Consider the following 11931-nt stretch of genomic DNA (forward strand, 5'->3'; position numbering starts at 1 on the left):
CTCCTAGAGCGTGTTGTAATAATCGCGAACGTGCTGAGTTTCACGATAGCGAGTCTGTTTCACATTGTTATCTTGCGCCTGACGAGATGGTGTTATCTCTGTGGTGTTCGCCGCGGCGCTGACAGACGTTGCAAAAACGCTGAGCACAGCGCCCGTTGCAAGTCCTTTAATAACATCTCTACGATTTTGATTAATCTCGGTGTCACGTTTCATTTCGCTTCCTTACCGCCTGTGACGGTGTTGGATGCTCAAGCATCTTTTCAGGTTTGTTGCGATATCAATGTTTCGATTTCAATGTTTCGTTTCGATTTCAATGTTTCGTTTCGATTTCAATGTTTCGTTTCGATTTCAATGTTTCGAATTCAATGGAACCTTATCCACGTTTAACACTTATCAAGAACTCAGGTGCTGTCATTGAGAAATTGATATGTGCTGCACACTTGTATCGTTTGTTCGAGCGCTGAAACGAACGGCTTCAACGTCACCAAACTGACGCAATAATTGGGCGACGGGTAAATAGAATTTGGCACTGGGCGCCTCCATCATCTGACGGCTTAAAGCCACATACCAAGGCGCAATGTGGTGATTGAAAAATTGTCTCTGTCGAGAGTCATTGGCACTCGTAGATTCCTCGATGAGCATTGCCATCACCTCACACAATGCCGCAATGTGATCTTCTGGTTCTTTCGTTTGGTCTGTGCGAGTAAAACCGAGCGCCATAAGGTCACGGCGCAAGTCAGCTAATGGCTTATCCATCAAAGAGCCTGTGATATGCCACGAGCTATAAGGTATTGCTTCGCCACAGCCGAGACCAATAAAGAGATCCTGATATTCTTGCCGAAGCGCTTGGCTATCTGCGGCGTGGGATACACGCTTCAATGCATGCCAAGTCTGCTTAAGTTCACTCTCTTCTGTTTCAAGATCTAATTCGGATAACCACGCGAGTAATGACGAACTTGGTGGCTCGCGGAACATGCTGGCGAGTAGCATGTAAATATGGCCGCGAATCATATCGAGCGTTGGCTCAGTATTGGGCGTAGAATCACTCATAACTTGCTCCTACAAGTTCACTTGTTTTGTCGGATCATCAGCAAGTGACTTCACCATATCTATCACTCGACAATCCTCACACATTGCGATACGTCGCAATGCCGCCTCATTACTGAAATGAGAATGCCCTTTGAGCTTTTCCTGCAAGCGCGTGATGATGGATTGTGGAGCAAAAGGTTTATGACAGATAAGGCATTCTGCTGCCGTTTCTTGCTTAATCACCGTGGCCGCTTGCCGCTCAAGCGCATTCCAATTGATACGAGGCTCCAGTGACAGCACAGATTCAGGGCATGCTTTGACACATAAACCGCATTGAACGCAATCTTGTTCAATAAACTGCAATGAAGGTGACTGTCCATCCGTGTGAAGTGCGCGGGTCGGACACACTGACACGCAGCTCATGCACAAAGTACAATCGGCTGCTACACAATTAACGCGACCGTAAGGCGCCGTGGACTCAAGAGGAAGAATCGAAGATTTTGATGAAGTAACCTTACTCTCTTTTGTTACCTGCCCATGATCGTGGTTGTAAAGAGTATCGAGTGCGGTAAAAAGTCGCGCTCTTTTGTTACCTTGTAACTCGCCGATGACACTATCGAGAAGTGGTTTATCGTTTGAAAGTGCAGCGGTTCGTTCTGTCAGCCACGAAGACCAGTTATTGTCATCATGGTCTTCGCTAACATCCAGCACGATTAATCGTTCACTGGTAGGCGCATTGTTATGCTCATTAGTGATAGCAGCTTTAAGCAGGGTTCGCGCCAGTGCAATTTCTTGCAAAAAGACACGGCGTGATGTCTCAGGCATATCTCGATCTAACGCGAATATTAGCTGTTCCGCCCCATTGACTAACGCAGCAAACCAAGTATCAATGCCAATGCTAGCCGATTCCTCCACCATGATAGGTAAGATTGAAGCTGAGATTTGATTAACGCAATTGCTTATCGCTGCTTCACTTGATGGCGAATAAAACAAAATTTTGGGGTGGACTCCTCCTGCATTGGCGTAGTTGGCAAGCAAGCGCTCGACAAACAGTTGCGTCTCTTTGGGATCGGGTAGCGCATACAGTATTGCCTCTGTTGGGCAACGTGTCGCGCAGCTGCCAATGCCTTGGCACAGGTATGGGTCAATAACAATGCGATGACCGCGAGCCTCACTTCCTTCGGAACTTATCGCACCTGCTGGACAAGCATCCAAACAGCGTTCACACCCTTTTACCCCTCTTGAACTATGAGCGCAAATATCGGTATCGAGGCGAAAATATTTTGGCTTATCAAAGCTGCCAACCATATCGAGCAACTCAGTCAAAATCGCCATCAGCGCATTGATTTCATCGGGTTGTGTAGCCGGATCATTAAAGCGTTTCTGATTCAAATGATAATAACCCGGCGCGGCAACTTCGGCGTTCATCAATGGCGCCATGCAAAGATCAACAACGATATCGAATGCGTCAGGCTCGCCGCCACTTGTGCGCGCAAACATCAATTGTGCCAAATCCACCTTATGTTGTTCCGTTGAATTCACTGGCTGATTGCTATCGGCGGAACTCACTGCCAACTCTGTCGAAATGTAGGCACTGAATGCACCGAGATATCCCGTCAACTCAACCTTCGGAGCGGAAAAACGCACACTATTACTCGGAGCACGAGCCTGGCTTGTGCTATCGATAGCACTCTCTGTGTGTTCGCGTTTTCCAGAGATAATTTGAGTGATGGGCGGTGACTCAAGCGATAGAAGCGTGACTGAAGGTAATCGTTCTAACGCAGCCACTATGTCTGCATGTTTTAATAACGAGTCTATTGTCGATGCTGCGCCCACTAACAGGGTTCGCCCACGACTCTGATACGAAACCGTCGGGGGGATGAGGTTTGCCAGCTCAACGGTCATTTCAAGCGCGGCAAAACGCGCCCGACCATTACTGGATCGGCACTGCTCTAACTGTTGTTTTAACATTGCTCAGTTCCACGTTTGTGTATCACGTCGTTATATTTGTAAAGGCGCCATTACGCAGCCTCCACATTGCGATTTTATTGTTAAAAGTATCTTTAACGCTTCGACCTCTATTGAGTATATGACGCAACTCAAGACCCTAAGGGTACAAGTTAGCTTGGTATGTCAGGAGATTCTTTCTTTCGAGACACTATTGAGTGATCCACGGCTTGTGTGGGTGATACTGTCTCAAATGTTGGGTCTATTGGCGCAATATTGACGCCCTCATCAGTGCCGTTTTCAGTTACGGACTGTGACGCCGTCACGGAGTCTTCTAGGCTTTCCTGCTGATACTCAGACTCTTCTGCCTGAATGAGCGCCTCATTATTATCACTATACGCGCGCTTTGATGCCCACTGCCTTAATCGCGAGGCAACATTTGGCGACAGCGCTACGTTTTGGCTGAAGTCTTGTCCGTAATCAACCAGGTCATCGACATCTGAAAATTCACCACTCAAGAAAAAGCTGCGCAGCGCTAACTTTTTACTCTCTTCATCAATATCGCTTACCAGTAATGTGGCAATTGGTGATTGGCAATCAGCTTGAGCATATCCAGCGTTTGTTTGATGAGGCTGAGTTGTTTGATCCGTCGGCGTACATTGCGATGTTTCGGGCTCTCTTGCGCCGTCGTCACTTTCCCCCGGATGATGCTTGGCCATTTCAACCGCGCTCGACGATTCCTCTGTTGTCTCTTGGTGAAATGACGCTTGTTGAAAATTGGTCGGCGCGCCCTCAGCGCCCTGAGGCCTGTTATCTTGGTTCTGTTGCTCAGCTTGACGCTTGCGCTCGGCGCGGAGCAATAGAAAGCGCGATAAAAAATTAGTTGCCACTTGCGCGCCCCTTACCTTTGCGTTTTTTCTTACCTGACTCTATGAGTTCACCATGTCGCCCGATAAACGCCTCCATCCACGCTTGAACAGGCAGTGGCATGTCAAATGACAGCACAAGATAATCACCATCCATAAATTGCGCGGCGACGCTCTGTGCTGCCGTCAGAGCAACTAACTTAGGAATGCCATCGTCGAGATTTTCAAGTACTACGAAGAGCTTGGGATATTGAGAGCTTAGGTTAAACCGATAGTCGGCTCGTTCGTCGAGGTAAAGCTGCAGCACGGCTTGAAATGGTGCGTCTAGTGCAGGTTTTAGGTCAAAGCCATGCAGTTCCCATTGACGCGCTAGCCAGATACCATGCTGAACCTCACGGTCGCGGATTTGGCAACTCATTGGCCAAATATTTTCGCTTTTTTCAATTGACGCTAGCACCTGCTCTGGTTCTTGCATACCCATCTAATACCCACATTAATTTATTGGATAAAGTGTAGACATAAGTATCAAGAAAGCCCAATTAGTGAATTTTCGTTGGTGATATACCTTTTCCACTTTAGGTTGCAGCGCTTTTGTTTAAAAAATTAAAGGGCTGGCTCTCACAAACCTCATCACATAGGTCGTCTATGTTCACGAAGTGCTCAGAGGCTTTGCTCGTTTGCCGCCTACCTGCAACTCCAAGTCGTTTAGGTATAGTATCAATCGAATCTACGCCAGCTTTGACAGACTCCTTTTCACCGACAAAACTTACAATCAAAGACTTGCCGACAAACTAACGACGTCAATTTACTTTCTCTATTAAGGAGAACTTTGTGCCCCATCCTAACGTGATTAAAACCAGCGACAGCCCTGTTGCCACTATTGTTGTTGATGTTCTTGACGAATTTGGTGATAAGATCACTCGTGAAATCGCCTGCGAACGTCCCCTCACGGTTCTACTCAATTGGGCTGAAGTTGTCACTCTCATGACGTTAGGCACTCGTCCTGAGGCATTAGTGTTGGGCTACTTAAAAAACCAAGGCTTTATTTCGGACTCAAATGCGTTGGAATCAATCATCATTGATTGGCAAACACATAGCGCAGCGGTGATCACAAAAGAAGACGTAAGTCATGTCGAGTCGGCGTTAGGGAAAAAAACCGTCACATCGGGTTGCGGTCAAGGAACCATGTTTGGCAATGTCCTGAGTCAACTAAAGGGCTACCAAGTCCCTACACGAAATCTGCTTCAATCCGAAATATACGCCACACTGAAAGCTCTGACCTATTACAACGAGACTTACAAGCGCGCAGGGGCGGTGCATGGCTGCGCGGTGTGCCGTAACGATGAAGTGCTCTCTTTTGTTGAGGATGTGGGCCGGCACAACGCGGTTGATACCTTGGCGGGTGAAATGTGGCTCAACCAAGACTCTGGTGACGATAAAGTGTTTTATACCACAGGACGACTAACCTCAGAGATGGTGATTAAAGTGGCGCAAATGGGGATTCCGGTGCTGCTGTCACGCTCTGGCGTGACTCAAATGGGGCTTGATTTGGCCAAGCAGTTTGGCATTACGACTATAGCGCGGGCTAAAGGCAGTCGATTCCAAGTTTATTCTGGCGGCGAAAATGTGCGATTTGATGTTAAAGGGGATTTGGAATAGGGATATCCCCAAACAACTTAAAGATGTAGGTAGGCGACCAGCGAGCAAAGCCTCTGAACACTTCGTGAGCATAGATAAACTATGGGATGAGGTTTGTGAGTGCCCGTCCCTTGATTTTTTAAAGGAAAGCGCTGCAACTTCAAGTGGGGCGGGGTAAAGGGAGTATCAAATACTCCCCCGAGCTTCTTTTACTTAGAAAACGAACAACCTTTAGCCAATCGATTTGATGTTGTACTGCAAATCTTCACATGGGATCTCTTTGAGCGCGTCTTTATAGGCCGTGATGTACTCCATCGCCTTCGCTCCCGCTTGTGGCTTCATTTTCATCATTTCACTGTTCAACCCTACCTTTTCGGCTTGGCCAATCTCACAACGATTAAGCAAAAGTTCTGCGTTAGCAACGTAAGCGACGGCATTTTGAACATTCATCGGCTCATCACGCAATTGCGCGAGCGTTGATTTACCACAACCAACCAAACCGATAACAATGGCGACCATTACACATTTTTTCATGGGGATTTCCTCTGTCGAATTGTTATTTGTATTATAAACACACATAAGGATTGATTTGGTGAAAAATTTGTAAAAATTTCGAATCGATCTAGTTAGTTAGCTATCTATAACCAAATGAATTAGATGAATTGACTAATGTTTGAGCAATAAAAAACCCCGCAAAGCGAGGTTTAGTAAATATCAATATACTGAAATCGTTAACTATTCAATGCCACGAGATTTCAAAAACTCAGCATAAGTCCCTTTAAAATCAGTAATTTTTCCATCTTTAATTTCAACGATGCGAGTAGCCAACGAATCCACAAACACACGGTCATGTGAGACGAAGAATAAAGTGCCTTTGTATTGCTCTAGGGCGTTATTCAAAGATTCAATGGATTCCATATCCATGTGGTTGGTAGGCTCATCCATCAATAGCATGTTTGGCTTATGCATCATTAACTTACCGAGCAGCATCCGGCCTTGTTCGCCACCAGAGAGCACTTTAACCGATTTCTTGATGTCATCTTGGCCAAATAACATACGACCGAGGAAACTACGAACAACTTGTTCATCGTCGCCCTCTTGACGCCATTGACCCATCCAATCGGTCAGGTTCAAATCTTCTTCAAAATCGTGTGCATGATCTTGCGCGTAATAACCGATATTCGCGTTTTCAGACCACTTAAACTCACCAGTGCGAGGGGCTAAAACGCCTGCTAGCGTATTCAGCAGCGTGGTTTTACCAACGCCGTTTTCACCAATAATCGCAACGCGCTCACCCACTTCGAAAATCGCATTAAAATTGGCAAATAGATCGTTATCAAAACCTTGGCTTAGGTTCTCAACAATGAGCGCGTTCCGGAAAAGCTCTTTTGATTGTTCAAAACGAATGAATGGGTTTTGACGACTTGATGCCTTCACTTCATCTAGCTTGATCTTATCAATTTGTTTCGCACGAGATGTCGCTTGCTTCGCTTTTGATGCGTTAGCTGAGAAGCGAGCCACGAACGTTTGCAGTTCGGCGATCTGTGCTTTTTTCTTCGCATTGTCTGACAATAGACGCTCGCGAGCCGCTGTCGCCGCGGTCATATACTCGTCGTAATTGCCTGGATAGACGCGCAACTCACCGTAATCCAAGTCAGCCATATGAGTACAGACTGAGTTAAGGAAGTGACGGTCATGCGAGATGATGATCATAGTGCAGTTACGTTCGTTGAGCGTATCTTCTAACCAACGTATGGTATCCATATCCAAGTTGTTGGTTGGCTCATCGAGTAGCATGATATCAGGATCGGCAAACAACACTTGCGCAAGGAGCACACGTAGTTTCCAGCCAGGAGCCACTTCGCTCATTAAGCCGTAATGTTGCTCAAGAGGAATACCAACAGCAAGAAGAAGCTCTCCCGCTTTTGCTTCCGCCATGTAGCCGTCCATTTCAGCGAACTCAACTTCCAAGTCCGCCACGCGCATACCGTCTTCTTCGCTCATTTCTGCTAACGAATAGATACGATCACGCTCTTGTTTGACTTGCCATAGCTCTTTATGTCCCATGATCACCGTGTCAATTACGGTATAGGCTTCATAGGCAAACTGATCCTGATTCAGTTTTGCTACACGCTCGTTAGGGTCGTAATTGACGTTTCCTGAGCTTGGCTCAAGCTCGCCACTTAGGATCTTCATGAAAGTGGATTTACCGCAACCATTCGCACCGATCAAACCGTAACGATTTCCTTCGCCAAACTTAATTGAAATATTTTCAAATAATGGTTTGGCACCAAACTGCATGGTGATGTTGTTTGTTATGAGCATAAAACTACTGAAGTGATTCAAAAGCGCCGATTGTACCTGCTTGTGTGATTTGAATCAAAAAAAGCCTAATGATCACGATGCGAACTGGGTCGTTCAGTGCTGCGTGAGGGGGAAAACCAGTATTTAATTAAGCCCGATGGGAACAAGCGGATGCTGCCTGTTTGAAAACAAAGGTGGGTTAATCGAGTCCAGAGAGTGCCAGATGGCATAGGCGTGAGGGTGGCAATAAGGTGTCCCTCAATCTCTAGCGTTAGAGCGACATTGCTTGAATACGATAAGCGTTGTAGCCGCTGCACCATAATTTGCCTTTGACGCCGATGAGACAAGTTGCTGCGCAGAAGGCTTAGCATCCTACGCTTAGGAATAATGTTGACCAAGATTTGCTCACCTTGCGCGATAACATGAGCATCAGCCAACGTTTGACCAAATTCATCGCGTTGACAAAGTTGAAGCTGGCCTTCTAAGTGCAGCGGTGTGATTTTCATTCGTCAATCGTTTTAAGTAATCTACGGTTTTTCACTCAAATCACGCGAGCTGATTTTCACCGTTCCGTTGATTGTCCACTTTGCCGTGGCCGCATTGTCATCTGCGGCGCTAGGGACACCAACTTCCACATTGTCAAACTCATACACAAGCTCTGCATTACGCTCGTTCAGTTTCTCATAAAGCCCAATAGCCAATTCAGGCCAATTTGTTGTAGACATTCTTGGTCTCCGTTTTACATACTCAACTTAAGAAGGTGACACTCTCAACGAGAGCGCATATAACGTTTTCATTGAAGATCGTGGCGCCCAAGTCTCATCAAATGCCCATACCCGTGCCACTTGAAGAATGACAATATTCGACGCTCATTTTTAGCTTAGTCGCTGGATAGCCACTGTAAAGCTGCAGTAAATCGAAATGTCTCATCGAAGCTATGAGTTAAAAGCTATGAGTTAGAAGCTCTTTTGCGCAGCTATGTAATTTGAAAACTATATGAGGAGACTATGAGTTAGTGACAAGACGTCCATAAACCGCTTCGAAGATGAGAGAAAAGCCAACAAACGCAGCAAAAATTGCTAAGGCGTGTGGCGAGGTATTCCACGTAGTGACGAACAGTATGACAAGTGCGGCTAGTGAAAAAACAAAGGCAATAATGGCAATAAATCGATTGCAGCCAATTTCTTGACTTAAGCGAAACGCAGCAAGGTTGACTGCAGCAAAAATCAGTAGGAAACCTGCGCTGCCGATTATGGAAATCGCCGTTAAATCAATCGCATTTGCCATTACGAGCGTGATGAAACCAACAATCAGAATACCGAGATAAGAGTCGTTCCAGATCTTTTTTTCTAACGCTTTGGGCAATTCACGCTCTTTGGCAAGCATGAAACCCAGACGTGCATTGCCATAAAGCGTCGCATTAATAGCGGAAAATGTCGCGAGCAGTGCGGCGGCTGCGACGAGTTTAAATCCAAATTCACCCAAGGCGGGTCTTGCCGCTTCCGCTAGCGCAAAATCTTTCGCATTCTTAATCTCTGACTCTGACAGTGTGCCCACCGTTATCATTGAGATTCCGACATAAAGCACTAATACCGCAATAACGGCGATATAAAATGCGCGCGGTAACGTTACGTCAGGTTGCTTTACATCTTGTGACGCATTACCAATAAGCTCAAACCCTTCAAAGGTGATAAATACAATCATACCCGCTGAAATGATAGTGAGCGGTGAATCGGACGCTGCTATAGCGAAACGTGCCGTATCAACATGATCAAAGCTGACTAAAACGATGGCGCAGAGCAATACAATCTTTGCAATCACGATAAAGGTTTCTGATTTACTCACCAACTCTGAGCTGAATAAGTTGATAGCAACAGGCACGATGATTGCTAAGCATATCAAAAGGTGACGATAGTTTTGTCCGTCGTCACCCGGAAGAAAAGTGGCGCCGTAGGCTCCAAATGCAACCGCGTAGAGAGATAAGCTAATAAGATAACTTAGCCACAGCAGCATATTAAGACCACGAGTTATGAGACCAAGTCCAAATGCGCGCTCGAGGTAAATAACGGTGCCGCCTTCACTGGGGTATTTCACCGCAAGTTTTGCGTATGAGTGAGCGGTGAGCAAAGCTAAAATACCTGCCACCAAAAAGGCTATTGGCGTCCCTCCGTGCGCCATGGATACCGCCTCTCCTAATACGGCGAAAATGCCTCCGCCCACCATAGCACCCACACCGATAGCAACTGCGCCTAACAGCCCGATCCTGCGTTCGTCATTTTTCATGGTGTCACTCTGTGCCTCATTATTTTTTATCAGTGTAGAACATGGCGTTAACGGTTAACTCAGCGAGGGTCCATTAAAATGAGCATCTTCATCACGCATGCAAGAAAACGTTTGCCGCAAAGGATTAAATCACTTGTTTTTCTAACCAATTCTCTGTATTTTCGCTGCCATTTAAGCCAAGTGCAGTGAAAATACTGTGGCAAATCCTTTTTAATCTACATTTCTAGGAAACTTCGATGTCTGATACGCCAGTCTCTCAGCCTCGTGCTACCGAGCCCTCTTCAACGTCACCAACCATAGCAAATAAGCTTGATAACTATTTTTTAATTAGTCAGCGTGGCAGCAATGTTCGCCAAGAAGTGTTAGCCGGACTGACCACTTTTCTTGCTATGGTTTACTCAGTCATCGTCGTTCCGAGCATGCTGGGAGCGGCAGGTTTCGATCAAGGCTCTGTGTTTATTGCGACGTGTTTAGTGGCGGCATTTGGTTCGTTACTTATGGGGCTTTGGGCAAACCTTCCTATGGCTATTGGCTGTGCGATTTCACTCACTGCGTTTACCGCCTTCAGTTTAGTGCTGGGACAAGGCGTTTCGATCCCTGTCGCATTAGGCGCGGTGTTCTTGATGGGCGTTATTTTCACTGCCATCACGGTAACTGGTTTACGCCAATGGATCTTAACCCATTTACCTTCCGGCATTGCCCACGGCACAGGCATTGGTATTGGTCTTTTTCTTCTGCTCATCGCAGCCAATGGTGTTGGCTTAATTGAGAAAAATCCTGCTGCGGGATTACCGGTCAAATTTGGTGACTTTACTTCGCTACCAGTCTTAATGTCGGTGCTTGGTTTGGCTGCAATTTTTGGACTGGAAAAACGTCGACTTCCGGGGGGCATTCTCTTAGTGATTATTACTATTTCACTTTTGGGGCTGATTTTTGACCCAAGTGTGACCTATCATGGGCTATTTGCCATGCCGACATTTGGTGGCGAACAATCACTTATTGGTTCAATGGACCTAATGGGCGCACTCAGTCCTCTGGTTCTTCCAAGCGTGTTGGCGCTCGTTATGACTGCGATTTTCGATGCAACAGGTACTATTCGTGCTGTCGCGGGACAAGCCAATCTACTGGATAAAAATGGCAATATCATTGATGGTGGAAAGGCCCTGACTGCAGACTCAGTCAGTAGCATTGTGTCGGGTGCAGTGGGTGGCGCGCCTGCAGCAGTGTATATCGAATCGGCAGCGGGTACCGCAGCTGGTGGAAAGACCGGCCTGACAGCCGTCGTTGTCGGCGCCCTTTTCCTACTGCTGCTCTTTATTTCTCCGATTAGCTATTTAGTTCCCGCTTACGCGACGGCACCTGCGCTGATGTATGTCGGTTGTTTAATGTTAAGCAATGTCACAAAGTTGAATTTTGATGACTCTATTGACGCTCTCTCCGGCCTTGTTTGCGCGGTATTTATCGTCCTGACCGCCAATATTGTGACCGGTATTATGCTCGGCTTTTTGTGCTTGGTTTGTGGCCGTCTTGTCGCGGGTGAATGGAAAAAGCTCAGCTTTGGCGTTGTACTTCTCACGCTCGTACTAGTGGCATTCTATGCTGGAGGCTGGGCGATTTAATCGAAGCTATACCCAAATCACTTAAAGATGCAGGTAAGTGGAAAGGATATACATTCAATATAAAGCGACCAACGCATTGTGCTGGTCGCTTTTTTTGTTCCTATTTCACCTAATCACATTGTCACGCGGTTGAGCGTTTGAATAAAAACCAAATTAAATCAAAGAATTGCTATGAATTTAGTCATATTTCGAAAAAAATCGAAATATAATCATTGACTCATTTCATTTGGGTTCTATAATTCCAG

General features: G+C 46.2%; 12 protein-coding genes. 2 read left to right on the forward strand and 10 right to left on the reverse strand.

The window, feature by feature from the left end; translation table 11 throughout:
* Positions 1-3: 3 nt before the first annotated feature.
* The 5 genes from HGP28_RS06705 to HGP28_RS06725 all read right to left on the reverse strand — a co-directional run bounded on the left by HGP28_RS06705 (position 4) and on the right by HGP28_RS06725 (position 4317).
* Positions 4-213, reverse strand: coding sequence for a twin-arginine translocation signal domain-containing protein (locus HGP28_RS06705; protein WP_168835683.1), 210 nt, complete (start codon positions 211-213; stop codon positions 4-6).
* Positions 214-411: 198 nt separating this feature from the next.
* The gene (locus HGP28_RS06710) at positions 412-1050 is read right to left on the reverse strand and encodes a TorD/DmsD family molecular chaperone (RefSeq protein WP_246225609.1); all 639 of its coding nucleotides are present in this window, start codon (positions 1048-1050) and stop codon (positions 412-414) included.
* Positions 1051-1059: 9 nt separating this feature from the next.
* The gene (locus HGP28_RS06715) at positions 1060-3000 is read right to left on the reverse strand and encodes a 4Fe-4S binding protein (protein WP_168835684.1); all 1941 of its coding nucleotides are present in this window, start codon (positions 2998-3000) and stop codon (positions 1060-1062) included.
* 149 nt (positions 3001-3149) lie between these two features.
* Complete coding sequence (locus HGP28_RS06720; protein ID WP_168835685.1) at positions 3150-3866, reverse strand: DUF3306 domain-containing protein; 717 nt, start codon at positions 3864-3866, stop codon at positions 3150-3152.
* Positions 3856-4317, reverse strand: a complete 462-nt coding sequence (locus tag HGP28_RS06725) for a DUF3305 domain-containing protein (protein WP_168835780.1) — start codon at positions 4315-4317, stop codon at positions 3856-3858. Before HGP28_RS06725 ends, HGP28_RS06720 begins: the two co-directional genes overlap by 11 nt.
* Positions 4318-4673: 356 nt before the next feature.
* Here HGP28_RS06725 and HGP28_RS06730 point away from each other — a divergent pair, with 356 nt between their 5' ends.
* Positions 4674-5501 carry a formate dehydrogenase accessory sulfurtransferase FdhD gene (locus HGP28_RS06730; protein ID WP_168835686.1) on the forward strand — a complete coding sequence of 276 codons (828 nt, stop codon included), beginning with the start codon at positions 4674-4676 and terminating at the stop codon, positions 5499-5501.
* 210 nt (positions 5502-5711) lie between these two features.
* Here the strand turns inward: HGP28_RS06730 and HGP28_RS06735 are convergent, their stop codons facing one another.
* From HGP28_RS06735 to HGP28_RS06755, 5 genes are all read right to left on the reverse strand, one after another.
* Entirely contained in the window at positions 5712-6014 is a 303-nt protein-coding gene (locus HGP28_RS06735; protein WP_168835687.1) for a hypothetical protein, read from the reverse strand.
* Between the two features lie 201 nt (positions 6015-6215).
* Positions 6216-7805 carry an ABC-F family ATPase gene (locus tag HGP28_RS06740; protein ID WP_168835688.1) on the reverse strand — a complete coding sequence of 530 codons (1590 nt, stop codon included), beginning with the start codon at positions 7803-7805 and terminating at the stop codon, positions 6216-6218.
* Between the two features lie 65 nt (positions 7806-7870).
* Positions 7871-8290, reverse strand: coding sequence for a hypothetical protein (locus HGP28_RS06745; protein WP_168835689.1), 420 nt, complete (start codon positions 8288-8290; stop codon positions 7871-7873).
* Positions 8291-8311: 21 nt separating this feature from the next.
* Positions 8312-8509 carry a hypothetical protein gene (locus HGP28_RS06750; protein ID WP_168835690.1) on the reverse strand — a complete coding sequence of 66 codons (198 nt, stop codon included), beginning with the start codon at positions 8507-8509 and terminating at the stop codon, positions 8312-8314.
* Positions 8510-8789: 280 nt separating this feature from the next.
* On the reverse strand, positions 8790-10067 hold the full coding sequence (locus HGP28_RS06755; protein WP_168835691.1) for an APC family permease: 1278 nt from the start codon (positions 10065-10067) through the stop codon (positions 8790-8792).
* Positions 10068-10303: 236 nt separating this feature from the next.
* On the opposite strand from HGP28_RS06755, the gene HGP28_RS06760 reads away from it, so the two are divergent.
* Positions 10304-11686, forward strand: coding sequence for an NCS2 family permease (locus HGP28_RS06760; RefSeq protein ID WP_211091910.1), 1383 nt, complete (start codon positions 10304-10306; stop codon positions 11684-11686).
* The last annotated feature ends 245 nt before the right edge of the window (positions 11687-11931 follow it).

The sequence above is a fragment of the Vibrio agarilyticus genome, assembly GCF_012641465.1.
Taxonomy (GTDB): domain Bacteria; phylum Pseudomonadota; class Gammaproteobacteria; order Enterobacterales; family Vibrionaceae; genus Vibrio; species Vibrio agarilyticus.